This window comes from Streptomyces halobius (genome assembly GCF_023277745.1).
In the GTDB taxonomy this organism is placed as follows: domain Bacteria; phylum Actinomycetota; class Actinomycetes; order Streptomycetales; family Streptomycetaceae; genus Streptomyces; species Streptomyces halobius.
On sequence record NZ_CP086322.1, the window covers coordinates 2,318,695 to 2,345,694 of the forward strand.

Sequence of the window (27,000 nt, forward strand, 5' to 3'; positions counted from 1 at the left end):
ACGCCCTGCACGCTCTCACATCTCACCTCCACACCCTCATCCAGGTTTGCCCCTGGCCCAAGCACGCGGCGACGTACGCACGGATGATCCACGCCGATCACGCCCGCCAGATGCTGCGCATGCACGCCGAACGCCTGGCCCAGACCGCGACCGACACCACCTTGCCCAACCCGGCCGCCACTACCCTCCCCCAGGCCGACACGCTTGGAGGGTTCCTGGAGGAACTCACCGGCCAGTTCGCCCCGCACCCCGGCTCACTTCCCCGCACCGTGCTGCCCCAGACACCTCCGCGGGACACCGGCGAGGAAGCCCTGGACGAGGAACGGCTACTGCTCGCGACCGCGACGCGCACCCCGCAGGGCTCAAAGACATGCGGTGGCTGATGCCCGAGGACTTCGCCCTGCCCCTGCACGCCGCCCTCTGGCAGTGCCTGACCTCGCTCGTCCACCGCGGTGATCCCGTCGATCCGGTCACCGTGCGGTGGGAGGCCCAGCACCGCGGCCTCCTCACCAAGGACGTCGCCCCGGCCGACCTCATGACTCTCGTCTCGACGCAGGCCGGCTCACCCGAGTACTGGGGCGAGAAGGTCTTGCACCGCGCCCTGCTCGCCCGCGCCCACACCGTCGCCGTACGGATCCAGGCGTTCACCGACGACCCCGCCAACACCCCCCATCAGCTGATCACCGGCAGCCGCCGCGCCCTGGCCGACCTGACCTCCCTGCGTACCCGCTGGCAGCACGCCACCGCGCCCCCTCCCCCTACGAGGCCGCACGCATCGCGCACCCCGGCGGCCACCCGGGCTGGGCCGCCACCCACAACCGCCGCGCCCGCAGCCCGAGCCACCCGATGAACCACCCCGCTCCGGTCGGCATGATCTATGACACCCCCGGCGAAGCCATCGCAGAATTCGAGCGCCTCAACGGCGACGCCGTCCGCCCCGGTCCTGCACCCGCCACCACCACCGAACTTCAAGCGGCCAAGGCACTGGCCACCACGTCGTCGGGAGCAACCACGATCCCCTCACACGACACATCGTCCGAACCCTCTCGGTCGAAGACGGAGACCATCCCCGTGTACGCCGCAGACCCCGGCGACCACGAGGCGCTGCTGAGCGACTTCTTCGAGTGCCAGGTTGGGTGGGAGAAATGCGCACCTAGGACGACAACACCACCATCGCCACGACGAATCGCTCACCCTGCGCGTCCTCTTCGACCACGACGCCGAATCCCGTGACACGAAATGGACCATCGCCGCCTACGAATCCCCCGTCAGCGACCGCATCTGGCACGCCACCGCCACCGCAGCCACCCCCGTAGAAATCGTGGGCACCCCCTCCTCGACACTGTGGCCTGCGAAGACCCGTGGGCCACCGGGCTGGGGACCAACGTCACGGAGAAGACCATCGCCGAGGCCACCCGCCCCCTGGCCGACGCCGGCTGGCCGCAAACAATCGAAGGACGTTGGATCCAGTGGACTCCGGCGGACGACAACGCCGCCGGCGTCCAGTTCGACGCCTTCGCCGCCCAGAAACACAACGCCCGCTGCCGACCTGGACCATGTAGGGCGGCAACACCCTCCACCAATCCACCTGGGCCCTGCACTTTCCCCACACACACCGGCCGGGCTGCTGCAGGACATCGCCGCCGAACTCGCCCACGGCCAATCCGTAAGACAAACTCCCCACCCACGTCCTGCCAGCAGGCAAACTTCGCCATCCGCCCAGGCGCCTGCCAGCTGCCCCCCTCACCCGCCGGGGTGTTCGAGTCGAGTGCTGGATGCATGCCTTCTGAAGAACGGGCCTCGATGCCTCTCGCCAGATCGGTGGCATCCAGCACCGACGCGTCAACATCCATCACCTCTGCCACTCGTTGGTGTTGGTGGTGCGAGCCCGCCGCATGGTGACCTCTTGGTACCCCGAGCCGTCCGAGCTCCCACGCAGACCGGGCCCGTGAGGCGCGCTGGTGCCACGAACGGCTAGTGAGGTGAAGGTACGTCCGCAACGCGGTCGATGCCTGGGATTAGTGCGACGCGTGGCCCGCATGCGCTCGTGACCAGCGCAAACCCCAGAGCGTCGGGAAGGAATTGCCCTGATCTACTGCGGAATCGACCGGGCTGAACGCACGCACGACGTCACCCTGGTCGACGACACCGGCATGCTGGTGGCCAAGCGGCACATCACGGACGACGCTGCCGGTTACAAGCTGCTGCTGGAGCTGCTCGCCGAGCACGGCGACACCGAGGATAGCCCGATCCCGGTGGCCATCGAGACTTCCCGCGGCCTGCTGGTCGCCGTGCTGCGGACCGGGAAGCGGAAGGTGTACGCGATCAACCCGCTGGCCGCCGCACGCTACCGAGACCGCCACAGCGTCACGCGCAAGAAGTCCGACCCGGGCGACGCCCTCGTCCTGGCAAACATCCTGCGCACCGACATACACGCCCACCGGCCCCTGCCCGACGACTCCGACCTCGGCCGGGCGATCGCCGTCCTCGCCCGAGCCCAGCAGGACGCGCTGTGGAATCGGCAGCAGACCGCCAACCAGCTCCGCTCCCTGCTGCGCGAGTACTGCCCCGCCGCCCTGGACGCCTTCGCTACCTGGACCAACGGCCTGTGCCGCCCCGAGGCACGCGAACTGCTCAAGACCGCCCCGACCCCGACACGGGCCAGGCGACTGACTCGCAGCCAACTCCAGGCCACCCTCAAGCGCGCCGGACGCCAGCGCGGCATCGAGGCCGAAGCCGACCGCCTCCGCGACGTCTTCCGCGCCAAGGGCGCCCACCAGCCGCCGCTCGTCGAAGACGCCCTCGGCCAGCAGAGGCTCACCCTCCTCCTCCAGCTCGACGCCGCCTGCACGGCCGCCGACCAGCTCGCCAAGGCGGTGGAAGAAGCGTTCCCCCAGCACCCGGACGCCGAGATCCTGCTGAGCTTCCCCGGACTCGGCATCCAGCTCGCCGCCCGGATGCTCGCTGAGATCGGGGACGACCGCACCCGCTTCGCCGACGCCCGCGGGCTGAAGGCATACGCGGGCTCCTCGCCCATCACCCGCGCCTCCGGCAAGAAGTCGAGCATCACGCGCCGGCGGGTGAAGAACGACCGCCTCAGCCACGCCGGATACCCGTGGGCCTTCTCCGCTCCCAACGGATCGCCCGGGGCCAAGGCCCACTATCGTCGGCGCCGCGACGAGCACGGAGACTGGCACGCGGCCGCCCTGCGGAACCTGTTCAACCGCATGCTCGGACAGCTCTACCACTGCCTTCAACGACGCGAGTTGTTCGACGAACGCACCGCTTTCCCCACCGAACTCGCCCATGCCGCTTGACACATCGGCAACGTGAGGTGTCTGGCGCATCCTCACCAAGCTCCGCTTGGAAGCTGGAAGTCCGTCACGCCACCACGCTGTTGCGTGCGCTCCTCGTGCTGACCAACCTCGAAGTCACGCGCTGACAGACGATCTTGACGCCGGACAACCGCCCCAGACCAGCACGAGAACACGATCAACGGCTCACACCAGCCCCGTGACCAGCGACTTCAAGATGGCGGAGCTTCAATGAAGGTGATCTGGCCGGCACCGGGCAGCAGCGGGGTGTGCGCGGCGAGTTGGCTGAGGAACCTGCGGTGCACGGCGTGCAATTGCAAGGCATGGCCGTGGGTGAAGGAGCGCAGGAACGTTCCCAGCGTCGACGGGGCCCGTATCCCGCCGAAGAGCAACGGCATGGCGCCGTGCCGCCGCCGGTCGGCGTCCTCGATGCTGTCCGCGCCGGCACACATCGCCGCGATCAGCGACGTCACCTTGGCCGCCGGGTTCGTCCTGCCGCTGTTGTCCGCACCGTCGATGCGTACGGTCTCGCGGACGAGCTCCGACAGCTGCCCGCGCGCGGCGAGGCGCATCACGGGGACCAGGCCGGTGTGCGCGACCAGGTTGGAGTCATCGAACGCTGCGGACACCGCATGTGGCGACATGGAAGAATGCATCCCGGAGATGCGCCTCCGAACTGGTCGAGTAGAAACCTAGAGAACTCCTATTCTCCCAGGTCAGAGCGCATCTCCACTTTCATGTCCAGGCACTGGACCGACCGTGACCCGGTGGATCCGGGCTTACGACGTTGTCGGCTATTGAAGATCGGGGCCGTGGCCGTGACATGCAGGCGGCCGCCCGGGTTCCTCGTGTGTGACGACGAAGGAATGGGCCGTGCGGCCTTGTCCCATCCTGCCTTTACTGGTGTCTCCCGTGCACATCTCGGCGGTTTGATCGAGGAGTTGGCTGCCCCATGGCAGGCCCGGCGGGAGTCCGAGCTGCGCGAGTGGTGTGGTGGGGATCGTCGCCGACAGGCCGGGGCCGGCCGCAAGCACGAGCTGGTGTTCACCGACCCGGTGCTGGTCACCCTGGCCCACCTGCGCACCCAGGCTCCCGCACGCCGCGCTCGCCGAGCTGTAGGGCGTGGGCCGTTCCACCGTCACCGGGGTCATCGGCGCAATCCGTCCGCTGCTGGCCGACCGCGGGTTCGCTGCCCCTGACCGGCCAGGAGTTCGGCTGCGGACACTGGCCGATGCGTTCGCCTACGCGGAGGCGGAGGGCGTGAAGCTGCGGATCGACGGCACCGAAACCCAAGTCCGCCACCCGAAGGCCCACCGTCCTGGCCGTTGCGCGTTCGTCTCCGGGAAGAAGAAGCAGATTCCCAATGGACTTGTCAAGCCGGGGAAGTGGCTCTCCGTGAGGGGGTCATGCTGCTGCGGCATCTGTTTGAGGCGGAGCGCTCTCGAAGGGGCGCCCGTCGCGTATGAGCGCCCACAGGACGTTGAGCCGAAGCCTGGCGAGGGCGAGGAGTGCCTGCTTGTGTCCTTTGCCTTCGCTGCGTTTACGGTCGTAGAACCGCTTGGAAACAGGGCAGCTGCGGGCCGCGACCTGAGCAGACAGGTAGAAGACCCGCAGCAGTCGGCGACTGTAGCGGCGTGGTCGGTGCAGGTTTCCGCTGATACGCCCGGAGTCCCGGGGCACGGGGGCCAGCCCTGCGACGCCGGCCAAACGGCCGGAGGTGCCAAAGGCGTCCATAGAAGCCGAAGGAGGACGCCCCGCTGGGCGAGCAGTACGCCTGGCGCGAGCGGCGGCGCCAGTCCTCCGCGCGGATCTGCGTCGAACACGCCAACCCCGAACACAAAAAGTGGCGCCCACTGCAACGCTTCCTCGGACGCCGCGAACACCACCCCGCCACCCAACGGGCCATCGCCGGCCTGGTCTCCGACCGCGCCGCCCAGCGGACCACCCGACGCAACACGAGCACCGAACTCGTGCCCGTCAGCGTGACGGTCTGCTGTATCACCCACCAGCCAAACCCCCAGGCCAGCACACCCGATCTTCAATAGCCGACGACGTCGTTAGGCCGGACCGCGGCGGAATTGCACCGAACATCAATTCACCAGTCGCACACATTGCCGCATTTTGGTGCCTCGGTATGAGAGTGTCGCTCACTCACGGGAAACAGTAACCACTTCCGGCATCAGCCGTTCACGGCCCGGACATTGAATTTGATGCGACTGTATTTATTTCCTATGCGGGCTTGCCGCATAGAGCAGATGCGGTGCTAGTATTTCCATTCGATCAAGTCCCTGGCATGTGACAGGTGATTGTGTCGATCACGACTGCGCCGGGATCAGTGCATGTCAATTCTCGGTTCGGCCAGGGTGACAGGTACACCAAAGATCACTGAGGAGACGTCATGAAGAAGGCGTACGAAGCCCCGACCCTCGTCCGGCTCGGCACGTTCCGTAAGCGGACCGGTCTCTTGCAGCGCAACGGCAACGACCGTCTGATCTTCAGCAAGAACTAAGGCAATCGGCGCACGGAATCGACGCCATGCCTACGTCGTATGAGACGGGGGGAGTGGGCCCCGGTGACGCGCACTTCGCGGTCCTTCCGGACTGCGCGGACGCGGTCGCCGCGGCCCGCTCCTTCCGCCGTCCAGAAGCCAGGACTCTGGCGCATCCCTCGGGCCGGCCGTGGCTGGTCGGCCGGTGGAGCGACCAGGAAATCGTTACCGCGCACGCCGGGTGGGCCGCCATCGCCGTGGTGGGTTGCTGCCCGGTCGGCCCGGACGAACTCAAGGGGTACGCAAGCCGGTTACGGGACCTCACCGAACTCGACGCACTGGCCCGAAGGCTCTCCGGCAGCTTCCACCTCGTCGCCGCGCTCGACGGACGGCAGCGCGTGCAGGGGACCGCGTCCGGTCTGCGCCTCGTCTTCCACGCGGCCGTCGACGGCGTGCGGGTTGCCGCCACCAGTGCCGATGAGCTCGCCGCCGCGATCGGCGAGGAGCCGGACGAAGAACGGCTGGCCGTACGGCTGTTGTGGCCGGCGCCCTACCCGCTGTCGGAGACTTCGCTCTGGCGCGGCGTGACGGCCGTGCCGCCCGAGGACGCGCTGATCGTCGCGCCGGACGGGCGGACGGCTCGGCACTCGCGCTGGTGGACTCCGCCCGACCCGGTGCGCTCCCTGGCCGAGAACGCGCCCCTGGTGCGGGAGGCGCTGTCGGATGCCGTCGATGCCCGTACGAGCGCGGGCGGCGTGGTCAGTTGCGACCTGTCCGGCGGTCTGGACTCCACCTCCGTCTGCTTCCTGGCAGCGCGGTCACCGGCCCATGTGGTGGCCAGCACCTGGCCCGGCCGCGACCCCGCCGACTCCGACCTGTACTGGGCGCAGAAGGCCGCCGGCTTCCTCCCGGACGTCGAGCACGTGATCTGGGACGCCGACGAATCCCCGCTGGTGTACGACGACCTGCTGGCGGTCGACGACCTCATCGACGAGCCGACCATCGGCGTCATGGACCGGTCACGCGTCCTGCACCACTTGCCGGCGCTGGGGCAACGAGGCAGTCGGCTGCATCTCACCGGCATCGGAGGCGACCACGTCGCGTGGTGCTCCGAAGCCTATTACCACCGGCTCATCCGTACCCGCCCGCTGCTCGCCCTCCGGCACCTGCGCGGCTTCCGGACCCTGTTCCACTGGCCGCTGGGCGCCACCGCGCGCGCCCTGGCCGACTCCCGGTCGTACGGCCAGTGGCTCGCGCACGCCGGCCGACAGCTGCGCGAAGCGAAGGCACCGCCCGTCAGCGGGACCCTCGGCTGGGGGTCACCACCGCGCCTGTTCGACTGGATCACCCCCGAGACGGCACGCATCGTCGGGCGGGCCCTGCGCGACGCGGCCGAGAGCGCCCAACCGCTCCACCCCGACCGGGGCATGCACGCCGACCTCGAGCAGATCCGCGTCTGCACGAGGATCGTCCGGCAGTGGGACCGGATGGCCGCCCGCGCGGGCGTGCCCATGGCCTCACCGTTCTTCGACGACCGGGTGATCGAGGCGTGCCTGGCCGTCAACCCCGTCGAGCGCGTCACGCCCTGGGCGTACAAGCCCCTGCTGACCGCCGCCATGCGGCAGATCGTGCCGGACGTGTGCCTGGAGCGCGCCAACAAAGCGCAGGCGTCCATGGACGCCACCAACGGGTTGCGCGAACGACGCGGCGATCTCATGGAGTTGTGGGAGGACTCGCACCTGGCCCGGCTCGGCCTGGTGGACGGCCGTGCATTGATGGAGCTGGCCCGGCGGCCGTCCACACCCGGTCTGAATGAGGGGAACTTGTATTCGACGATCGCCTGCGAAGTCTGGCTGCGAAGCCTTTCGCGTAAGAGGCGAGAGGTTTCCAGCGGCTGAAAGCTCAAGGGTTCGCCGGCTTACGGCAGAAGAGGACTCCCCATATGGCACTGCGTTTCGCCTCTGACATCACCACTGCGGAGACCGATTACGGCACCGTTCTGCTCGACCAGCGGAACGGTCACTACTGGGAGCTCAACCCCACCGGCACGCTGGTGGTCCGGACACTGCTCGAAGGCGGCGAGGAAGCGGACGCCGTCGACGCGGTCATCGCCGAGTTCGACATCGACCGCTCCCAGGCCACGCAAGACGTCGCGGCACTCATCGAGTCGCTGCGGACCTCGGGGCTGACCGCATGACGACACCGAGTGCGCTGACGCGGCCTACGGGTGTCCCGCTTGCCCGGCGGCTGGTCGCGCGGCTCGTCTTCATCGCCGCCGTTCTTCTGTCCTTCCTGCCCCCGCGCCGGATCCGGGCGGTGCTCGAAGCCGTACGCCACGGTGCGGCGCCCGCCTCCGCCGCACAGGCCAAGTCCGCACGGGACGCGATGTGCGCCGTCAGCCTTCTGTGTGCCGGCCCCCGCGGCTGCCTTCCGCGCTCCCTGGGCACCGCGCTGCTGTGCCGGCTCGGGGGAACCTGGCCGACCTGGTGCACCGGGGTGGGCAAGGTGCCCCCGTTCATGGCACACGCCTGGGTGGAGATCGACGGCCGGCTGGTGGGCGAAGGAGTACCGGACGACTACTTCAACCGCCTGCTGACCGTCCCTCCGGTACGGCGGGCGACTCGGTGAGCGGGAAGGCCGCGGCCGCGCGTGCGGACGGCCCGTCGGTGCGGGGCGCGATCGCCGCCATGTTCCGGCTCACCGCCGGACACAGGTCGTCGATGACCGTCGCCTCGGTGCTCACCTTGGGGGGATCCGCCCTCGGGCTGGCCCAGCCGCTGCTCGCCAAGACCATTGTGGACGCGAGCGCCCACGGCCACGTCGTGGGGCCTGTGCTGGTCCTCGCGGCCCTCTTCGTCGCCGAAGCGGCGACGGGCGCAGTCGGCCGGTTCGTCCTGGAACGCATGGGAGAAAGGGTCGTCCGCGGCCTGCGCAGCAGTCTGGTCAGCCGGTTGCTGCGCCTGGAGATGAGGGAGTACGACAGGCACCGCACCGGCGATCTGATTTCCCGGGTCACCACCGACACCTCCCTCCTGCGCGAGGTCGTCTCACAAGCACTGGTGGACCTGATGACCGGCTCCCTCGTCGCCCTGGGAGCCGTGGCGCTGATGCTGTGGATCGACCCGCTGCTGCTGCTCCTGGTGACGCTGACCGTCGTCGCGGCGGTCAGCGTGATGGCCTCGCTGCTGACCGGACTGCGCACCGCCGCCGAGCACATGCAAGGAGCCATCGGGACGGTCGCCGCCGAACTGGAACGGGCGCTGGGCGCACTCCCAATGGTGCGGGTGCACCGGGCCGAGGAGCGGGAGGCCGAGCGGATGGGGAGGTGTATCGACACGGCGTACAGCGCAGGCGTGCGCACCGCGCGACTGTCATCCGTGCTGAGCCCCGCGGTCGAACTCGCCGTGCACGGCTCGTTCCTGCTCGTCCTGGTCATCGGCGGCCTACGGGTGAACGGGAACGCCAACACGCTCGGCGACCTCGTCGCCTTCATGCTCTACGCCACCTACCTGGTGGTGCCGCTGTCGTCGGTGTTCCGGGCGGTCGGCCTGGTACAGCGGGGCATGGGAGCCTTCCAGCGCATCGACGAGGCGCTCGCCCTGCAGGCGGAGCCCGCGGAACCGGAGCCGCCGGCACGGCAGGCGCCCGCCCGCTGCTCCCCACGGCCCGCCCCGGCCGCGCCGGAGCCCGCCCTCGCCCTGGACGACGTGTGGTTCGGCTACCGCCCCTGCCGCCCGGTCCTCCAAGGCATCTCCCTGACCGTGCCGCCTCGTCGGCAGGTTGCCCTGGTCGGCAGGTCAGGCGCCGGAAAGAGCACGATCTTCGCCCTGATCGCGCGCTTCTACGAGCCGGACTCCGGCACGCTCCGGTTCGACGGGCGCCCGGCGGCCGAACTGGGCCGCAAGGAGTGCCGGGCGCGCATCGCCGTCGTCGACCAGAACACCCATGTCGTCCACGGCTCGCTCTGGGACAACATCACTTACGCGGCGCCCACGGCGAGCCCGGCCGAGGTCCAGAGGGCGGTGGAACTCGCCAACCTCACCGACGTGGTCAACCGCCTGCCGGGCGGTCTGGACGGCACCGTGGGCGAACGGGGCAACACCCTCTCGGCGGGAGAACGCCAACGCGTGGCCCTCGCACGGGCCCTCCTCACCCGCCCCTCCCTCCTCCTCCTGGACGAGCCCACCTCCCACCTGGACGCCATCAACGAAGCGGCACTCAGCCACGTGCTCCAGGACGTCACCCGCCAATGCGCCCTCCTGGTCATCGCCCACCGCCTCTCCACGGTCCAGAACGCCGACCAAATCATCCTGCTGGAAGCAGGCCGCGCCATCGCCTCGGGCCGCCACGAGGACCTCCTGACGACCAGTGCCGCCTACCGGGAACTGGCGTCGGGGCAGGCGCTGCGGACACAGGGCACGAACGGGCGCGGGGCGATGCGGCTTCACTGACCTCAGAGCGGGCACACACCTTGCGCCACTGGTGATCTTCGTCGCTTCGCACCGGGAGAAAGACCGCATCGCCGCTCATACCCCGCCCGGTCAGCGCATCGTGGGTTCCTGCGGTGCCCACAGCTCTACAGAGATCGTGTAGCTCGGCGCCGACGGGACGATCGAAACGCGGAGACGGCGATGATCCGCGCTGTACTCATCGGCCAAGTGCAGACCACGGCCCACCTCACTGCCGCGCTGGGCATGGGCATGCCTCTGGGCGCCTTTCGAAACACCGAGCCCCGTCCTTAGCCGACGCGCTGGGTACCTGAGGGCTGTCGCACACAGGGCGGTCGCCTCTCGCGAGCGTTCGTCCCGGTGCGAACGTTCCGCTGGCTTACGCCACTTCGCGTGGCCCGATGCCAGACCGGACCAGGTTGAACACTTCTCGGGCGGCGTAGCGTTCCAGACAGCGGATGATCTCGCGCCGGGTCTTGCCCTCCGCGGTGCGCCGCTCGTAGTAGTTGCGGGTACGCGCATCGAACCGGAGCCGTGACTGCACGATCCGATACAGGGCGCCATTGGCTCTTCGATCGCCACCACGGTTGAGCCGATGGCGACGCTGACGACCGGAGGAGTACTCGACGGGGCTGACCCCGCAAAGCGCCGCGAACGACGCCTCAGTGCGCAGACGTTCCAGGTTGTCCCCCATCGTGATCAGCAAGGTGGCGGCACTATCCGGACCGATACCCACCGGGATAAGCAACTGCGGAAAGTGACGCTCGACCAGCCCAGTCAGGCGCCGCTCCAAGTCAAGAATCTGCCCGGTCAGCTGATCGATCCGCTGAGCCAACAGACACAGGGCGATGCGGGTGGCCTGCCCGACGGCATCCCTCTCACCGTCGTCCCCCGCACGCTCTTCGAACTGCGCGCAAGTCCGGACCAGGGCTGGAGCCTTCAGACCGGCCAGCTGCTCGCGCAGGTCCGGATCGGCGGTGATCAGGACCGCCTTGAGCTGATTGATCGCCTGCGTACGGGCCTTGACAGCGGAGTCCTTGGCCAGTTTGAACAGACGGGCGCACTGCACCGGCCCATCCCCAGCCTTGGCCTGGGAGTGAGCGCGGCCACTAAGCACCGACCGTGCCGCCTCCTGCGCATCCACCGGATCCGACTTACCACACCGTCGACGAACCGAGCGATCAGGCCGGTTCACCTCGAACACCTCGACCCGGCGAGCCAGCAAGTAGCGGGAGAGGGCAGCTCCGTAGCTGCCGGGCCCTTCCACCCCAGCCTTGTGCACCGTACCCAGCCGGCTGGCCCACTCCCAGAGTTCGCGATAGCCCACCGCCGTGGCGGGAAAGGACGCGGTGTCCATGACCGCCCCTAGCGTGGAGAGCACGGCGGCCACAAGAGGGTTGCGGCGTCTTGTGTCCGCTTGATGGCCGAGAGGTGCGCGGTGGCGTCGGTGCTGGGAATGCTGGAGGAGCGGGAGGCGGCTGCCCGGGTACGGGTGGAGGGTCTGCGGGAGGAAGCCGCGCGGCTGGCTGCGGTGTTGGAGGCCGCGGAGATCGAGCTGGACCGACGGGTGATCGCGCGGGAGGAACTGGTCGAGGCCCTGGCCGCCTCCGCGGCCGAGTCCACTGCCGTGACCGAGGCCGAGGCCGAGGCGGAGGCGGAGAAGGGAACCGTGCCCGTGTCGGTTCCGATGCCGGGCTCGACGGTGCCGTCCTGGCGGGAGGGGCTGCCGGTGACGGTGCTGGCGCCGGACTACCAACGGATTGTGGGCGTGCTGGATGAACAACGATCAGCGGGCAAGGGACCGGTGAAGGCCAAGGAGGTCGCGGTGGAGCTGGGCCTTCAGGCGACGCCGGCGAAGGTCGAAGGGGTGCGTTCGAAGGCCAGACGTCTGGCGGAGCGCGGATGGCTGCTGCAGGAGACGTCGGGGATGTTCAGTGCCGGCCGGCGGCCCGTGGCCGCGCCAGACGCCGGCTCATCCGCGTGACCATCGACCACCGGATCATCGCCTCACCGCAAGCGGGCAGAGTCTCGTAATCACGGGCCAGACGGCGGGAGTTCATCAGTCAGGCGAACGTGCGCTCCGCCACCCACCGTCTCGGCATTACCACGAACCCCGTCGTGTCGTCGGTGCGCTTGACGATCTCCAAGGTCAGAGCGAGTTTGTCCCGGCACCAGTCGACGAGGGAGCCGGTGTAGCCGCCGTCGGCCCAGACGAGGGTGATGTCGCGGTGCAGACGACGCAGCCGCGTCAGCAGGCCCAAGGCGGCGTCCCGGTCTCCGATGTTCGCGGCGGTGACCGCGACGACCAGGAGCAGGCCGAGGCAGTCCGTCACGATGTGCCGTTTGCGGCAACGGACTTGAACGTGATCTCGACGCTGTCATCGCGGGCCTCACCTTGCCCTGGAACTCGGGAATCGTGGAAGGCCATGTCAACCGGATCATTCTGTGGAATCAGAATTGTCAAGCTTGCGGTGCTTTGCCCTGCTGGACGTCGACGATCGGCAGGAGGGTCGCGTTCGGCGGGACGTCGAACTGGCGGGGTGTTGGCCCGGCCGGGGTGGGGATGTCGGCGAGGCGTCCCAGGAGACGGTCGAGGGCTGCCTGGCCATCGTCGACGGCGGCCTGCTCGTCCTCGGACAGGGGGATCATCGCTCGCATCTTCTGCAAGTTGCCTTTACCTTCGAGTAGTTGGGCCTTGCTGGAGTCCTTCGGGGTGTAGAAGTCGCAGCGTGCGCAGGCCATGCGGTGCGGGCATTGCTCGAAGAAGGTGTAGGTGCAGTAGCCATGCCCGAGGTCGTAGTGCTGCCAGGGTTCGCCGGCCGCGGCGGCGCCAGAGGTGACCGCGTCGCGGTCGACCAGGACCTCGATCGTGCGAACGTTGCGGGAGAAGTACCCCGCGTCGTCGTAGGCCCGGGTCAGCGTCGTGGGGCTGATCTTCGCGTAGAACTGAGTGGACTGCGGTGAGCTGTGTCCGAGCCAAGCCTGCAGCTCGAACAGCGTCATCGGCTCCTTCGCGTTGTAGAGCTGGCTGGCGATCGTGGAGCGGGCCCGGTGGCTGGTGATGTTCCCGCGAACGTCTGCTGCGGGGACGCCGGCCTTGCGGCAGAGCATCGGGATCACGGTGTTGTTGATGTAGACGGAGGAGACCTTCCGGGCCCGAAAGGCGAACAGGGGGTCCACGAGTTCACCGGTGCGGCGGTCGGTGAACTTCGGCTGGACGGGGCGGACGGCCTGCCAGGTATCGAGGGCCTGGCCCAGGATCGGATCGACCGGCTTGGTGAAGGCGGTGCCGGTCTTGTGGGTCGGCACGTCGAGCAGGCAGACCGCGTCACGGGCCAGAACCTGCTGCGAGTCGCCCGCGATCACGGTCCCGTCGTGCTCCCAGCGGATGCAGCCGGTCCGCAGCCGGGCTATCTCATCGCTCCTCTGCCCGGAGAACAGCCAGGTCAGCGTGACCGCGCGGACCAGTTCCAGAGGGTAGAAGTTCCCGGCCTGGGTCTGCGGGAGGTCGTCCTCTGTGAGGTTCAGCCCAGCCCACATCAGCTTCGCCCATATGTCGTCCGCGATCACGCGCGGGTCCGGGCCAAGCAGGGCCGCGATGCTGCGCGGGGTGCCCAGTGCGCGCTGGGGATCGAAGCGCCTCGGTATCCACTCCCATTCCTGGAGATCGCGGAAGAATGTACGGACTGCGGTGAGATGCCCCGCCTTGGACGGCGCCTCCAGCGGTTTGCCGAGGTGATCCTTTAGGCCAGCGGTGCGCTGGAGGTAGTCGCCGACCTTCATCCGGTCCACCGCGGCGACCCAGGTCGCGCAGGTCTTGCGGGTCCACTCGGCCGGATCGGCGGCCTCGGGGTGCTCGGCCTCGATCCACCGGCCGACCTTGAAGAGTGTCGCGCGCAGGCTCCCGCGGACCCGGGTCGTGAGCGTGGAGGTGTCGTACCAACGCTCCACCCACGTCGCCCAGGCCGGGGAGCCCCCGCTCGCCCGCGCCGAGTGGCGGCCCGTCATCCGCTGCGGCGGGTCGCAGAAGCCCAACTCGGCGACGGCCCGCTGCATGGCATGCAGCGTGTTGCCCCGTGCCGCCGGCAGCAGGCGCTCGGCTCGGATCTGTTCGAAGAGATTCGTGGTCAAGTCCTCCAGGTGCGGGCTGCGGTTGAGGAGGAGGACCTGGCAGACCACCATCGGCAGTAGCTGGTCGTCCTCGCGGCCGAGCTGGTAGCCCCATCTGGCGAGGACCTTGCGGATCCGGCGGATCTCGCCGTCCACGCGGTCGCGGCCGAAGACGCGCCAGGCCAGCGCGAGACGTCCGAAGCTGCCCAGCTTGTAGAAGTCGGCGAAGCCGCCGAGCAGGAAGGCGTGCACGGCCAGTTGGGGACGCGCCGCCTCCTCCGCCCAGGCGGGAACGCTCGCGCGGAAACCCTGCAGATCCTTCCCGAGCAGATGGGCCCACTCCTCGCCGCTCCAGGCCCAGTAGGAGCGGCCGGTCTCCGCGCACCGCAGCAGGACCACCGCGGCGGCATCCAGACGTCCCCGCCGCCGGTGAGAGGTGGCCGGCTCGTGCAGTGCGGCGGCAACGTCGTCCAGGGGTCGCAGCAGCCGCCGAATCGCTTTCCAGCCCGGGGCGTCAGGATCGTGACGGGCCATCCGGCGCAGGTTGACCAGGCCCAGCTCCGCGATGGCCCGCTTCTCCGCAGGCCGCACCGCAGCCGCGGTGTCATAGCGGCCCGGGTCGATCGGCCATGCCCAGCGGTCGGCCAGATCCGGGTTCGTCGAGGGTGAGACGAGCGCGGTCACCGGCCGGCCTCCCCAGCAGCGTCATCCCTGGTGAGTGCCTGGATGCGCCAGGCGTGGATGTGCTCCATGCCGCGGCTGAGCTTGTCGGCCAGATCGCGGCCGGACAGGTGGATGTACTGCAACGTGGAGTCGGTGTGCCGGTGCCCGGCGAACGAGGCAATGGCATGCACTTCCCAGCCCATCCGTGCCAGGTCCGTCAAGCACAAATGCCGGGTGGTATGCGTGGAAAACCGCTCAACCCCCGAGGCCAGCGCAATCCTGCGGATCACCTTCGACCACGTCCACAGACTGAGCGGCTGGGCGTGGTTGCGGCGCGACTCCGACAAGAACAGTGGCCCGCGGGCGCGGCTGATCGAGGCCCGGTGGGCGAGGTAGCCCGACAGCAGCACCCCGGTCGATGCCGAGTACGGCACCACCCGCTCCAGCCGGTTCTTCGTCGTCTCCGCCCGTATCCGCAGCGTGCGATGGGCCGGATCGAGATCATCGGTCCGAAGTGAGCAAAGCTCCTCGCGACGCAGAGCGGCGTCGTAGGCCAGGGCGAGCATCACACGGTTGCGGACCGGCTCGTGCCGGGCCACCTCCAGGATCTGCAGCCACTGCTCTTCGCCGGGAATCCACGGTAGCTTCGTCAACCGCGGCACCAGCCCGCGCTGCTGGCCGCCGCCTTGTCGGCCCGGGGTGTACCGACCACGACCGACAGGGTTGGACTCCCGCAGCCCCTCCTCCATGAGGAAGTCGTAGAACAGGCGCACCGGCACCAGCCGCTGCTGGATCGTCGCGTTCGCCAGCCCGGCCCCTGAGTCGATCGAGATCACGTTCACGCCCCAACGATGCGGCCGTGAGGTCAACTCGCGTACGTAGATCGCGACATGGGCACGGTTCGCCGTGACCGGATCGACGTCCTCGCGCTCGCACATCAGCAGGTACTCGGCCAGCCCTCGGCCGTAGGCGTCAATCGTGCGCGGGGCACGTCCGAGGTCCGTCCAAATCGTCAGCCAGGCCGCCGCCTGCTCGTGCCGGCCGAGCACCGGCCACTTCTCCGTCAGCACCGTCGTGCCGCTCAAGCCATCTCCCAAGTCCGTGGTTACGCCGGAGAGACATGATTACCCCGGCAGATTCCACGTAACTTTTAAAGTGATCAGGCGTCAAATGTACGGCCGAGCTGGGTTCGCACTTCTACGGAAACGCGTCCTCCTGGCCTGATGTTGACCACAGCGTGTGACCATCACCCGGCTCGCAATCACCCACCCAAGGTGCCGCCCCCTCCTGACACGATGGGTGCGAGAGCGATGCACCCAAGGCCGTCGGGCCGCGCCCGGAGCCGAATGCAGTCAAGCCGCAGGGGCGGCTGCGCCGGATGCCGACCGCGCCCGCCGCGCAGTCCGGTGGGCATCTGCGTTTTCCGCATCTGAACGGTGAGCTGGTCTGCTTCGCCGCCGAGGACGAGCTTTGGGTGGCGCCGATCGCTGCGGAGGGGCGAGGATCCCGGACGGGCCTGGCAGCTGACCATAGACAGCACCCGGGTCGGTCAAAAGGAGTCTCGCCTGATGTGGGGCCACTGGGAGCCAACCCTCTCCCCGAACCCTCCCCAAAGCACGCGAGATCCACCGATCCCAATGACCTGACCTGCGGAAACACCAAACAGGCAGGTGGCGTTCTTGTCCGAACCTCTTTCGGGACGAAGAGGTAGCCGGCTCAAGTCCGCCCGCCATGACTGCCGGCTATCGGCCTCCCGACCCGCGTGAGTCTGGCGGCTCCCAGGCCGTGTTTGAGATGTACTCACAGCGCCTGCCGTATCAGGGCGAGTTGGCGGTGGGAGCTGCAACTGTGCCTGAAGCCGCTCCCACTGCGCCGTAAGATCGTCACGAGTCATCCCGAGATCGCTCAGCCGCCTTGATCAACATCCTGCGCCATCGGGGATGGGCTCGCTGTGCGGCTGTCACCAGGCGACGGGGAGGCTCGCGGGTTTGATGAAGACGAGGTTGTCCTCCCAGGGGATCTCGCGTTCGGGGAGGGCGAGGAAGAGGGACGGGAAGCGGGTGAAGAGGGCCCGGTAGGCGGTCTGCAGGAAGAGGCGGGCCAGGGGGGCGCCGAGGCAGAAGTGGGGGCCGGCGCCGAAGGTGGCCGAGCCGTCGGTGGTGCGGTGGATGTTGAAGCGGAAGGGGTTGGGGTAGTGCGCGGGGTCGTGGGTGGCTCCGAGCATGGGGCAGCAGACGCCCTCGCCTTTGCGGATGGTGACGTCGTGCAGCGTGACGTCTGTGGTTGCGACCCGTGGCATTCCGAGTACGCCGTTGTGGTGGTAGCGCAGGATCTCTTCCACGGCTTTGGGCCACAGGTCCGGGGCCGTGATGCACTCCCGGAGTTGCCGGGGGTTGGTGAGGAGGGTGACGGTGCCGGTGCCGAATGAGGCGGTGAGTGGTTCGGATCCGGTGACGAACAGGTACGAGGTGGTGCCGATCAGTTCGTCTTCGCTGATGAGGCCGTCGTAGCGGGCCAGGATCAGTGCCCCGATGGGTTCGTTGGGGTCCGGGTGCCGTCGTTTGGTCTCGATGACTTCTTTGGTGAAGTCGGTGATGGCCGCGGTGGCCTCCGCGACTGCCTCTGCGGATGCGGCGAGGTGGGTCTGGGTGCGGAAGCAGCTGTGGTAGAGGCTGTGCAACTCGGATGGTACGGCGAGGATTTCACGGGCCACGTGCAGGGGGAGCGCGTCGGCGTAGGCGGGCATGAGGTCGGCCGGGTTGGGGCCGTGGGCCATGTCGTCGAGGAGCTGGGCCGCGTGTTGTTCGATCATCGGCCGGTGGTGTTCGACGGCGCTGCGGGTGTAGAAGCGGCTGATCACCTGGCGGACCCGGGTGTGGTCGGGTGGGTCGAGGTTGAATATCCCGCCCGGGACGGAGGTGAAGTCGTCGCCGACGAAGCGGGGTGCCCCGGGGTAGGTGAGGTTGCGGGAGAAGCGCGGGTCGGTGAGGACGTGCGTGATGTCGTCCTTGCGGGTGACCATCCATACGCGGTCGCCGCTGGGCAGCGCGACCGGGCACACCGGCTGTTTCTTGCGGGCCCAGGCCAGGACCGGTGGGGGCGTGCCGAGCTCACCCGGTGGGAAGGGGTAGCGCAGCGGTAGGCCGGGGTCGTCGGTGGGGTGCGTCATGTTTGGGGCTCCGTTCGCTGTCATGAGTGGCGGGCGGGTGAGGCGGCGGGCTGGGGTGCCTTCACCACGGCGTATCCCTGTCCGGGGGCGGGGCGGAGCCGGGTGGTCTTGCCGGTGATGAAGGGGGCGAGGAGATCCATGTCCCGGTGGATTCCGTTTCGAAGATCGCCGGTGCGTCGAGGACGAGGGGCAGTTCGGCGATGGCGTAGCTGACGGCCTGGTCGATCTGCTGCTCGGTCGGCTCGTGCCCGGCGGCGTGCAGCACGGCCCCGCGGGCGGTGAGGCGGCATGCACGGCGCACCGCTTCATCGGTCCGGTAGGCATGACGCACGCGCTTCAACGTGTGCTGGTAGGCGGGGCGGTTGACCAGTTGTGTCCAGCTGTGGAAGCGGAGCTCCGGGTCGGTGATACCGGTGCGGCGCAGGGCGCGCTGGGCCGGGTTGCGCAGCTGACTGACGGCGCGCCGGGTGCGGTGGACCGCTTCGCGTGGTGGGAGGCCGGCCGCGGTCAGGGTGTGGGCGGCCTCGTATCCGGGGACGAAGACGTCCACGGCCGCGAAGTTCGCGCAGGCCCATTCCACCAGGGCCTCGACGGTGCGGGGTTTGTAGTAGCCGTTCCAGGGGCTGAGCCCGATCAGTACGTGCTCGGCGCGGTTGAGGATGTTCCGGCTGTCGTCGGTGCACGGCCGTATGAGGAACTCCACGTCGGCGGTCCTTTCAGCGGGTACCGCTGCCGGGGGCGTCGTCCGGCCCCGCGATGGCGTCGATGATCAGCGCGTGCGGGCAGGAGAGGTAATTCGTCCAGTGGTCGTCCCCGAACCATCTGCGACCCGCCTCGGACACTTCGGGCCGGATCCAGTCGACCGTGGTGAACCCGGCGGTCCGCAGGGCCCGTTCATGGACGCGGGCCGACCACCGGCGGGCGTCGACGTCGATCACGTGGTCGCCGACCCGCGCTGTCAGATGGACCGTGGCCCCTTCGCCGCCGGGCCGGTCCGTGGTGAGCGTCATGCCGTAGCTGCGGTACCAGTCGGGGTGGGTGGCGAAGTCGGGGTTGAGGGTCATCGCGACGAACCGCCCCCCGTGGGGACAGCGCCTGACGGGCCGTCGCGCACATCCCGGCGAGATCGTTCTCCGACGTCGCGTAGGGGAGTACGTAGACGGATGTCACCAGGTCGAAGGCGCCGGCGAGACCGTCGTCGAGGGAGCGCGTGGCGTTGTGGTGCACGTACGTGATGCCGTGTCGCTCCTGCTCCTCCTTGCGGCGGGCGTATTCGATCATGGACTGCGACGTATCCATGCCGACCACCCGCTTGGCACCCAAGGCACGGAAGCGCCGCGCATACAGGCCCGTACCGCAGCCGAGGTCGAGCACGGCAAGCCCCGTCAGACTGCCGATGGCCTTCAACAGGCTGTACGCCTCGACGTGCTCACGGAACGGCAACCGGTTCATGCTCTGCTCGTACGCGGCAACGATGGAATCGAACTGACTGTCCAAGACGCTCTCCTGGTCATTCGTCGGATGGAGCGATGCGCCACAGGTCCCTCCGTAGGGCCGGAAGGAACAGGCTCGCAGGACTCAGGAAAGCGTGATCCGTGCCGCGTCTCCACGGACTCGAATGTGCCTAAGGCATGCCTTGCCCCGCTCCACGGACTCGGATGTGCCTAAGGCGTGCCTTGCCCCGCTCTGCTGGTGCGGGGACCCGAAAGAGCTCTCTACGATTCGGTTATCTTTCAATTACCCACGAGGGTGATATGTACCAGAGGCCAGGTAAATCCGGGATTGTGCGGCACCCGTTGAAGGCGGCACGGGAATCGCTCGGCCTCTCCCAGACCGCGTACGCACGGCTGATCGCCAAAGCCCACAACGAACTCGGCTTTGGCCCCAAAATGGTCAAGACCCACTACACGGTCTTGCACTGGGAGTCCGGGCGGAACGAACCCGAGCCCAACACACAACTCGCCATCGCACACATCCACGGGGTGAACCTGGAGGACGTGCTGCGCCTCGGCTGGCCCCACTGGCTGCACCTGGCCACCGACGACGCCACACTGCTGAACCAGTCGTGGACCCCCCAGAGCGCCATCGATGCCCTGCACAGCACCGCGCGCCTCGCCGATACGAGACCCCGCTCCTACCTCGCCGTCACCGGCCCCGCCCTCGACTCCCAGATCAGGGCGACGCTTGCCGCCCTGGCCGACCCGCAGCCGCCACCTTCCCGCGAGGGACGCCGCGTCACCCCCGACACGCTGACCCGTATCGAAGCCCGTATCGAAGCACTGGAACTGCAGGAGGCAAGGGCATTGACCACACCGATGGCCCTGTACTTCGCCACCCGCGCAGAACACCGGCTGCTCACCACACTCCTGACCAGCAGCGGCTACGACCACAAAGCCGGGGCCCGGCTGCTGCTCCTCGCCGCGCGCACCGCCGCGCTGTGCGCATGGCTCAGTGGGTGCCTGGGAGAGGACGCCAGGGCAGAACGGTACGCCCTGGCGGCGATCCGCGCCGCCAGCGTCGCAGGCGCGCGACGGCACGTTGCCGCGTATATGCCCGACCTGGCATTCCGTCATCTCGTAGCCGGCGACCCGAAGGACGTGTTGTCCTTGGTTCATGCCACACGGGCGATCGTCCGGCACCCCTCGCCCGGCCTCGCGGTCACCCTGCACAGCAGGGAGGCCCAAGCCCTCGCCCGCCTCGGGGACATCACCGCCAGCACCCGGGCGCTGGATCGAGCCGTCAGCACACTGGTCACCGGGCCGACCGAGGTGGACCCTACGATCGACCCGCTTTCCATCAACGTCGACGAGGAATGGCTTGACGTCTCCTCCGGGGCCGCCTGGCTTCATCTGGGCCGGCCCGAGAAGGCACTGCCGCACTTGACCACACTGCTCGACGACGGCCCCCCTTCGCGCCCGCCCACCCCTCCCTCCCCATGCGCAGCCAGCCGCCTCCTATATGTGGTCGACGCACAGCTGGCCCTCGGCGAACTCGACGCCGCCACCCACAGCGCCCACCGCGCCGCCGCCCTCGTCGGTAACCTGCCCCCTGACCTCGCCCACCAGTTCCGGCAACGATTCGCCCCCCACACCACCGAACCCGCCGTGCGAGACCTCATCGACACCCTGACCGAACACCCCACACACTGACCCCGGCATGGAGAAATCCGCTCTCCACCCAGCCCACCCCACCCAGCCGGCGACACCATCGGCAAACCGAAGGCGGCGCGAGGTGTTGATCAAGGTCTTGGAACGATCTCGGGTTGGCTCAGGCGAACTGACGGCAGCACAGCGAGAGCAGCTTAAGGTGCTGTTGCCACCGATGCCGCGGATCGGGCGCCCGCCCCGGACTGGCCGCAGCACCTACGCCCGTCTGTACGGCCACGCGGCCGCGCCCCAGCAGGCGGCCGGGCATGAGCGCGTGGCCCGCCGTACGCGATACCCGGCGCGCGGCACCGTCTCCACCACCGCCGGCTCCCCGAGCCTTGACCGCAGCCGGCTGACCGAGATCCGTACGGCATTGCCGCCGGCGCCCAGGTCCCCGCCTCACACCTGCGCCATCAGCTCCTCGGCGGACTCCTTGCCCGCGCCCTTGATCCGGCAGGGGTTCCGGCGGATCAGCTCGTCATCGGCCGCGATTTCCATGATGGCGCTCAGCAGCCGGTACGACTTGGCGACGGTGGTCGCGCCCTTCCTGGCGCTGCTGCGCCCGGACAGCGTCTCCAGCCGCTCGACACGGTCTTGGTCGCGAAGGTCTCCGGCGAACGGCGGCGCAGACCCGTGGGGTTCACATAGCTCGCCGTCCAGCGCCCGGACGCGGGCGAAGCGGCTCACGGAGCGGCTGGGCCCTGAAGCAGGGCGAAGGGCGAGAAGCGGAGGGCGTCAGCGATGGCGACGAGGTCGTCGGCGTCACAGCAGCGCTGGGCGCGCTCGATGCGGGACAGCATCGTGTTGGACATCGGTCGGCCGAGTCCGGTGACGCGATCGGCCAACTGACGCTGCGCGAGACCGCATTCGGTGCGGACAATTTCGATAGTGCGGGCGGTCCGCATTCCTGCCGGACCGATTTCCAGGGATCAGGCTGCCATGACTCAGTTTTAGCTTTCGGTCGCGGGTTTCGGTAACCGGGCTTTGTCGGCTATATATCGCCCAGCACGGTGGCCAAGCAGGCATCCGACGCGGGCATGCGGGTCTCGGACGAGATTGCCGTCCAGTTTTCGAAATGGCCTTCTGACCTGGTGTGTTGTGTTGTAGCTTGCACCGCGGCGGGCGGTCAACAGTTTCCCGATGTGATCCTTCTGGCTCGGCCACTGGGCGGCTGATTTCGGCAACCGGGGGTCCGGGTCTACTGTTTTGAGACTGTCGCGCAGAGCCCGTTCGCCGTGAGCTGTTTGCTTTCTCGGCGGAATGCTGGACTTGCACGGGCGCGTGTGACTTTCTTTGCCATACGCGCAGGAACACCCGTGCCGAGGACATGGAAACCGCGGCATGCCAATGCAGGGGCCAAGGAGTCCCGCGCGGCATCGCCCGTGTCCCACGAACCGGACCCATGGTCGTCCCGACTGCCCCTGCTCACACCCGCGGCCCTCACCAAGACCCTTGACGTCGCGCCAGTCCGGGGCAAAACTTCCGTTCACCGGTCGGCATTGCCGAACACTTACCGGCAATACGCGATGAGTGTGGCAATGCCAAGGGCCGGCAACGCCCTCACCTGAGGGCGCGGACCACCGGAGGGGACCCGGGTGTTCCCTGGCATCACCCACTGCCACGGTGCCGCGTCCGGCCCGGCCGATCGAAATCCGATGGGTCCTCAGGGCCGTTCCCGCATATCCCGCTGCCTCCGCGCCTGTCGTACTCCCCCTTCACGAGGACCTGATGACACAACACATACCGGAGGCGGTGTTCTGGTGCCTCGCCGCGGTCACGCTCGCCGGAGTGTCGCTGCTGGTACGCCAGTACCGGATCACCGCCGCCCTGCGCCGTCGACTGACGATCCACGAAGCCGGCCTGCTCGCCCGGGAGGAGGAGGTCCGGCACCTCTCCGAGGTTCGGCTTCCCGCACTGGTCGAGGCGGCCCACGGCAGCGCACCCGTGCCCGGGCCTCTCGATGCGGATCTCGCCGGAACGACGTACGGAAAGAACCTGCAGCAGATCGTCGAGCAGTTCACCGGGGCCGCCGAGGCCACGCGATCCCGGGCGGACAGGTCGGCGAAGGCGACACTGAAGTCGGCGATGCGCGCCCTGCAGGCATTGGCGAACGAGCAGCAGGTGTCGATCTCCGACATGCAGGACCGGCACGACGACCCCGATGTGCTCCGGGACCTCCTGGAGATCGATCATGCAAATGCGCAGTTCGGCCGGAGGACGCAGGCCATCGCCATGCTCTGCGGCTCGTGGCCCGGACGGCAGCGGACCGCGTCACCGCTGCTCGACGTCGTACGCGGTGCGACATCGAGGATTCGGGACTACCGACGCGTCAAGGTGCACTCGCGCGTCGACATGGACGTCGTGAGCCGAGCCGTCGAGCCGGTCGTCCTCGCGGTCGCCGAGCTGCTGGACAACGCGGCGCGGCACTCCCGACCCAACACCACTGTCGAAGTCGGCATCCAGCCCGCCCACAACGGCGTCAGCATCGTCGTCGACGACGCCGGCATCGGCATGGACGCGCGCGAAACCGAGGAAGCCGGCCGGCGTCTGTCCGGCCTGGTGGACATCGACATCAACAAGCTCGGCAGCCCGCCGCAGTTCGGCTTCGCCGTCATCGGCGCACTCGCCGCCCGGTACGGATTCAGCGTCTCGGTCAACACGCAGTCCCCGTACGGCGGTGTGCGGGCCGTGCTCTTTCTCCCTAACGCGCTCCTCAACCGGGTACGTTTCATGGGCCCGCCGATCCCCGCGCTGGGAGCCGAGACACCGCCCGCCCCGGAGCCGGCCTCACCCGGCGCGTCCGAAGAGGCAGCGCCGTCGTCCACCGCGGGTGGTCTGCCCAAGCGCCGCCGATGCACGCAGCAGCACCAGGCAGCCGACGGCGGCCCCGAGGCCCCGGCCTCCACTCCCGCGCTGGTCCGCCCCGCCGCCGAGACCGCCTCCCGTATGGGCGCGTTCGCCCGCGGCACCCGCTCCGGCCGCGACTCCTCCCCCGACACCGAAGGAACCCCCCAGGAATGACCGGCCAGATGACCAACGAACTCGGATGGATGCTCGACGAGGTCCTGAAGGTCCCGGAAGCCCGCCACGCGATCCTGCTCTCCGCGGACGGCATGCTCCGCGCCCACTCCCAGGGCATCAAGCGCGACGAGGCCGAGCGGCAGGCCGCGGCGTTGTCCGGACTGCAGTCCATCAGTCGCAGTACCGCCGAGTTCTGCGGGCTGGAGACCTCGCCGTGGCAGCAGACACTGGTCGAGTTCGCCGACGGGTACGTCTTCCTGGTGGCCGCCGGCACGGGCGCGTATCTGGCGGTCTCGGCCGGCCAGGACGTCGACATGGAAGCCGTCACCTACAGCATGCACAAGTTGGTCGACCGGCTGGGCAAGGAGCTGACCAGTCTGCCGCGGCAGCATTCCGTACCCGGCAGGCCGGACGACTCCGGTACGGCATGACCCCGCCGCGCCCCCCGCACGACAGAGGACTCGTACGGCCGTACGTCGTCACGGAGGGCCGCGCCCATCCGACGCGCAACACACTGGACGTTGTGGCGCTGGTGACGGCCGTGCACGACCGTCCCCTGAAGGGGCTGAGCCCGGAGAAGCGGCGTGTGATCGAACTGTGCCGACCCGGGGCGCTGTCGGTCGCCGAAGTGGCCGGGCATCTCACTCTGCCGATGAGCGTCACCAAGGTCCTGCTCAGCGACCTCGTCGACAGCGGCCATGTCCACGTCCGGCCTCCCGTCCCCAAGGCACAACTGCCCGACGCCCGATTCCTGCAGGAGGTGCTGGATGGGCTCCGCTCCCGTTTCTGACCCGGTCGACCCGATCTACGTCTCGGACACGGTCACGACCGCGATCAAGATCCTCGTCGTCGGCCACTTCGCCGTCGGCAAGACCACGTTCGTCGGCACCCTCTCCGAGATCCGGCCGCTGCGCACCGAAGAGACCATGACGCAGGCCGGCGAGCTCGTCGACGACCTCGCGGGCGTCCCCGACAAGACCACGACGACCGTGGCCATGGACTTCGGCCGCCTCACGCTCAACGAGTCCCTGGTGCTGTATCTCTTCGGCGCCCCCGGGCAGAAGCGCTTCACCCAGCTGTGGAAGGACATGCTGAACGGAGCTCTCGGCGCACTTGTGCTGACGGACACCCGAAGGCTCGACCAGTCGTTCGACATCATGGGCCTGCTGGAAGAGCACGGCATGCCGTACGCGGTCGCCGTCAACCAGTTCGACGGCGCGCCGGTGTTCCCCGAGGCGGAGATCCGCGAGGCTCTCGACCTGCTGCCGGAAACCCCCCTGGTCACCTGCGACGCGCGGGAAGCCACGTCCGGTGCCGGAGCGCTGATCTCCCTCATCGAGTACCTCCAGACCCGCACCCCTCAGGAGCAAGAATGACGACACCCCGGCCCGCACACCACGCGGCGCCTCCTCTCGACTGCCCGGCGCACGCCGGCGCACGTACGGTGGAGCGGCTGTACGGCCCGGAGTTCGCCGCCGACCCCATGGCGTCGTACACCCGACTGCGCGCCCACGGCTCCGTCGCGCCCGTGGAGATAGCGCCCGGCGTGCGCGCTTCTCTGGTCATCGGCTACGACACCGCTCTGGAGGTACTGCGCAGTCCGGAGCGCTTCTCCAAGGACCCGCGCCGCTGGCGGGCTCTCGCCGACGGGACGGTGCCGGCGGACAGCCCGGTCGTGCCGATGATGGCGTACCGGCCGAACGCCCTGTGGACCGACGGCGACGACCACAGCCGACTGCGTGGCGCCATCACCGACAGCCTGGGCCGCGTGGACCCCGACGCGCTCATGCGCCACGTGGAGCACAGCGCCGACACCCTCATCGACCGGATCGGCCCCAAGGGGCGGGCGGATCTCCTCCACGAGTACGGTGCTGTCCTGCCCCTGCTGGTCTTCAACGAGCTCTTCGGCTGCCCGCCCGCCACCGGGGACAAGCTGGTCGAGGGCATGTCCGGGATCTTCGACGCCGACGCCGGCTCCGAGAAGGCGAACGCGGTGCTGGCCGAGGGCGTCGCCGAGCTGGTGGCACTCAAGCGGGCAGAACCGGGGCCCGACGTGACGTCCTGGCTGATGGCCCATCCCGCCGGGCTGACCGACGAGGAGATGTCGCACCAGCTGGTGGTGCTCCTGGGCGTGGGCACCGAGCCCCAGCTGAACCTGATCTGCAACGGCCTGCGGCTGCTGCTGTCCGACGACCGGTTCGCCGGTGATCTCGCACGCGGCACCATGCCCGTCGAGGACGCCATCGACGAGGTGCTGTGGACCGACCCGCCGATGGCGAATTACGCCGTCCACTATCCGATCCACGACCAGGAACTCGACGGAACCCTCGTGTGCGAGGGTGAGCCCATCCTCATCAGCCTGGCCGCCGCGAACACCGACCCGGGCCTCAGCGGCGAACGCCGGACCGGCAACCGCGCGCACCTCGCGTGGAGCGCGGGCCCGCACACCTGTCCGGCGAAGGGCCCGGCCCGGGTGATCGCCGCGGTCGCCCTGGAGAAGCTCCTCGACCGGCTCCCCAACATCGAACTGGAAATCCCGGTCGAGAAGTTGGAATGGCGGCAGGGCCCCTTCCACCGGGCTCTGGCCGGCCTGCCCGTCCGCTTCCCACCGATCAGCCGGCGGGTCTGACGGTCTCCGGTG

General features: G+C 68.8%; 26 protein-coding genes and 3 pseudogenes. 17 read left to right on the plus strand and 12 right to left on the minus strand.

Annotated features, from left to right (window positions below; translation table 11 throughout):
* Positions 1-83: 83 nt before the first annotated feature.
* The 4 genes from K9S39_RS10970 to K9S39_RS10980 all read left to right on the plus strand — a co-directional run bounded on the left by K9S39_RS10970 (position 84) and on the right by K9S39_RS10980 (position 3,317).
* Positions 84-383 carry a hypothetical protein gene (locus K9S39_RS10970; RefSeq protein WP_248863176.1) on the plus strand — a complete coding sequence of 100 codons (300 nt, stop codon included), beginning with the start codon at positions 84-86 and terminating at the stop codon, positions 381-383.
* Positions 383-850, plus strand: a complete 468-nt coding sequence (locus tag K9S39_RS10975) for a DnaB-like helicase N-terminal domain-containing protein (protein WP_248863177.1) — start codon at positions 383-385, stop codon at positions 848-850. Before K9S39_RS10970 ends, K9S39_RS10975 begins: the two co-directional genes overlap by 1 nt.
* Before the next feature lie 282 nt (positions 851-1,132).
* Entirely contained in the window at positions 1,133-1,978 is an 846-nt protein-coding gene (locus K9S39_RS42960; protein WP_406707902.1) for a DUF317 domain-containing protein, read from the plus strand.
* Positions 1,979-2,087: 109 nt separating this feature from the next.
* Entirely contained in the window at positions 2,088-3,317 is a 1,230-nt protein-coding gene (locus K9S39_RS10980; RefSeq protein WP_248868681.1) for an IS110 family RNA-guided transposase, read from the plus strand.
* Positions 3,318-3,526: 209 nt separating this feature from the next.
* On the opposite strand, the gene K9S39_RS10985 is transcribed toward K9S39_RS10980, so the two are convergent.
* Complete coding sequence (locus K9S39_RS10985; RefSeq protein WP_248863178.1) at positions 3,527-3,958, minus strand: hypothetical protein; 432 nt, start codon at positions 3,956-3,958, stop codon at positions 3,527-3,529.
* Between the two features lie 222 nt (positions 3,959-4,180).
* Here K9S39_RS10985 and K9S39_RS10990 point away from each other — a divergent pair.
* Positions 4,181-4,670, plus strand: a pseudogene (locus K9S39_RS10990) (transposase family protein); the annotation flags it as partial.
* Between the two features lie 48 nt (positions 4,671-4,718).
* On the opposite strand, the pseudogene K9S39_RS10995 reads toward K9S39_RS10990, so the two are convergent.
* Positions 4,719-5,051: pseudogene (locus K9S39_RS10995) on the minus strand (transposase); the annotation flags it as partial.
* 661 nt (positions 5,052-5,712) lie between these two features.
* On the opposite strand from K9S39_RS10995, the gene K9S39_RS11000 reads away from it, so the two are divergent.
* The 5 genes from K9S39_RS11000 to K9S39_RS11020 are packed head-to-tail and all read left to right on the plus strand — an operon-like array spanning position 5,713 to position 10,253.
* Positions 5,713-5,823: a keywimysin-related RiPP gene (locus tag K9S39_RS11000; protein ID WP_248863179.1), complete on the plus strand. Its 111-nt coding sequence runs from the start codon at positions 5,713-5,715 to the stop codon at positions 5,821-5,823.
* Between the two features lie 26 nt (positions 5,824-5,849).
* Positions 5,850-7,700 (plus strand): lasso peptide isopeptide bond-forming cyclase, encoded by a 1,851-nt coding sequence (locus K9S39_RS11005; RefSeq protein WP_248863180.1) that lies wholly within the window; start codon positions 5,850-5,852, stop codon positions 7,698-7,700.
* A 44-nt stretch (positions 7,701-7,744) separates the two neighbouring features.
* The gene (locus K9S39_RS11010) at positions 7,745-7,999 is read left to right on the plus strand and encodes a lasso peptide biosynthesis PqqD family chaperone (protein WP_248863181.1); all 255 of its coding nucleotides are present in this window, start codon (positions 7,745-7,747) and stop codon (positions 7,997-7,999) included.
* Positions 7,996-8,430 carry a lasso peptide biosynthesis B2 protein gene (locus tag K9S39_RS11015; RefSeq protein ID WP_248863182.1) on the plus strand — a complete coding sequence of 145 codons (435 nt, stop codon included), beginning with the start codon at positions 7,996-7,998 and terminating at the stop codon, positions 8,428-8,430. Before K9S39_RS11010 ends, K9S39_RS11015 begins: the two co-directional genes overlap by 4 nt.
* On the plus strand, positions 8,427-10,253 hold the full coding sequence (locus K9S39_RS11020) for an ABC transporter ATP-binding protein (RefSeq protein WP_406707903.1): 1,827 nt from the start codon (positions 8,427-8,429) through the stop codon (positions 10,251-10,253). The genes K9S39_RS11015 and K9S39_RS11020 overlap by 4 nt, the downstream gene beginning before the upstream one ends.
* Before the next feature lie 376 nt (positions 10,254-10,629).
* Here K9S39_RS11020 and K9S39_RS11025 read toward each other — a convergent pair whose 3' ends face one another.
* Complete coding sequence (locus K9S39_RS11025; RefSeq protein ID WP_248863183.1) at positions 10,630-11,607, minus strand: IS110 family RNA-guided transposase; 978 nt, start codon at positions 11,605-11,607, stop codon at positions 10,630-10,632.
* A gap of 63 nt (positions 11,608-11,670) precedes the next feature.
* On the opposite strand from K9S39_RS11025, the gene K9S39_RS11030 reads away from it, so the two are divergent.
* Positions 11,671-12,234 (plus strand): hypothetical protein, encoded by a 564-nt coding sequence (locus K9S39_RS11030; RefSeq protein WP_248863184.1) that lies wholly within the window; start codon positions 11,671-11,673, stop codon positions 12,232-12,234.
* Positions 12,235-12,313: 79 nt separating this feature from the next.
* Here the strand turns inward: K9S39_RS11030 and K9S39_RS11035 are convergent, their stop codons facing one another.
* From K9S39_RS11035 to K9S39_RS42970, 7 genes are all read right to left on the minus strand, one after another.
* Positions 12,314-12,583, minus strand: coding sequence for a transposase (locus K9S39_RS11035; protein ID WP_248863185.1), 270 nt, complete (start codon positions 12,581-12,583; stop codon positions 12,314-12,316).
* 127 nt (positions 12,584-12,710) lie between these two features.
* Positions 12,711-15,044 (minus strand): tyrosine-type recombinase/integrase, encoded by a 2,334-nt coding sequence (locus K9S39_RS11040; RefSeq protein ID WP_248863186.1) that lies wholly within the window; start codon positions 15,042-15,044, stop codon positions 12,711-12,713.
* Positions 15,041-16,108: a tyrosine-type recombinase/integrase gene (locus tag K9S39_RS11045; RefSeq protein ID WP_248863187.1), complete on the minus strand. Its 1,068-nt coding sequence runs from the start codon at positions 16,106-16,108 to the stop codon at positions 15,041-15,043. The genes K9S39_RS11040 and K9S39_RS11045 overlap by 4 nt, the downstream gene beginning before the upstream one ends.
* Positions 16,109-16,983: 875 nt before the next feature.
* Positions 16,984-18,192: a cytochrome P450 gene (locus K9S39_RS11050; RefSeq protein WP_248863188.1), complete on the minus strand. Its 1,209-nt coding sequence runs from the start codon at positions 18,190-18,192 to the stop codon at positions 16,984-16,986.
* Between the two features lie 61 nt (positions 18,193-18,253).
* Positions 18,254-18,895 (minus strand): tRNA-dependent cyclodipeptide synthase, encoded by a 642-nt coding sequence (locus tag K9S39_RS11055; RefSeq protein WP_248863189.1) that lies wholly within the window; start codon positions 18,893-18,895, stop codon positions 18,254-18,256.
* A 13-nt stretch (positions 18,896-18,908) separates the two neighbouring features.
* Positions 18,909-19,130, minus strand: coding sequence for a hypothetical protein (locus tag K9S39_RS42965; RefSeq protein ID WP_406707904.1), 222 nt, complete (start codon positions 19,128-19,130; stop codon positions 18,909-18,911).
* Positions 19,087-19,689, minus strand: coding sequence for a class I SAM-dependent methyltransferase (locus K9S39_RS42970; RefSeq protein WP_406707905.1), 603 nt, complete (start codon positions 19,687-19,689; stop codon positions 19,087-19,089). Before K9S39_RS42970 ends, K9S39_RS42965 begins: the two co-directional genes overlap by 44 nt.
* Before the next feature lie 287 nt (positions 19,690-19,976).
* Between K9S39_RS42970 and K9S39_RS11065 the strand changes: the two genes are divergently transcribed.
* Complete coding sequence (locus K9S39_RS11065) at positions 19,977-21,341, plus strand: helix-turn-helix transcriptional regulator (RefSeq protein ID WP_248863191.1); 1,365 nt, start codon at positions 19,977-19,979, stop codon at positions 21,339-21,341.
* 414 nt (positions 21,342-21,755) lie between these two features.
* On the opposite strand, the pseudogene K9S39_RS11075 reads toward K9S39_RS11065, so the two are convergent.
* Positions 21,756-21,881: pseudogene (locus tag K9S39_RS11075) on the minus strand (tyrosine-type recombinase/integrase); the annotation flags it as partial.
* Between the two features lie 140 nt (positions 21,882-22,021).
* Positions 22,022-22,243 carry a helix-turn-helix domain-containing protein gene (locus K9S39_RS11080; RefSeq protein ID WP_248863192.1) on the minus strand — a complete coding sequence of 74 codons (222 nt, stop codon included), beginning with the start codon at positions 22,241-22,243 and terminating at the stop codon, positions 22,022-22,024.
* 823 nt (positions 22,244-23,066) lie between these two features.
* Between K9S39_RS11080 and K9S39_RS11085 the strand changes: the two genes are divergently transcribed.
* The 5 genes from K9S39_RS11085 to K9S39_RS11105 are packed head-to-tail and all read left to right on the plus strand — an operon-like array spanning position 23,067 to position 26,988.
* Positions 23,067-24,359: an ATP-binding protein gene (locus K9S39_RS11085; protein ID WP_248863193.1), complete on the plus strand. Its 1,293-nt coding sequence runs from the start codon at positions 23,067-23,069 to the stop codon at positions 24,357-24,359.
* On the plus strand, positions 24,356-24,790 hold the full coding sequence (locus K9S39_RS11090; protein ID WP_248863194.1) for a roadblock/LC7 domain-containing protein: 435 nt from the start codon (positions 24,356-24,358) through the stop codon (positions 24,788-24,790). Before K9S39_RS11085 ends, K9S39_RS11090 begins: the two co-directional genes overlap by 4 nt.
* Positions 24,787-25,149 carry a DUF742 domain-containing protein gene (locus K9S39_RS11095; protein WP_248863195.1) on the plus strand — a complete coding sequence of 121 codons (363 nt, stop codon included), beginning with the start codon at positions 24,787-24,789 and terminating at the stop codon, positions 25,147-25,149. The genes K9S39_RS11090 and K9S39_RS11095 overlap by 4 nt, the downstream gene beginning before the upstream one ends.
* The gene (locus tag K9S39_RS11100) at positions 25,127-25,735 is read left to right on the plus strand and encodes a GTP-binding protein (RefSeq protein ID WP_248863196.1); all 609 of its coding nucleotides are present in this window, start codon (positions 25,127-25,129) and stop codon (positions 25,733-25,735) included. The genes K9S39_RS11095 and K9S39_RS11100 overlap by 23 nt, the downstream gene beginning before the upstream one ends.
* Positions 25,732-26,988, plus strand: a complete 1,257-nt coding sequence (locus tag K9S39_RS11105) for a cytochrome P450 (RefSeq protein ID WP_248863197.1) — start codon at positions 25,732-25,734, stop codon at positions 26,986-26,988. Before K9S39_RS11100 ends, K9S39_RS11105 begins: the two co-directional genes overlap by 4 nt.
* The last annotated feature ends 12 nt before the right edge of the window (positions 26,989-27,000 follow it).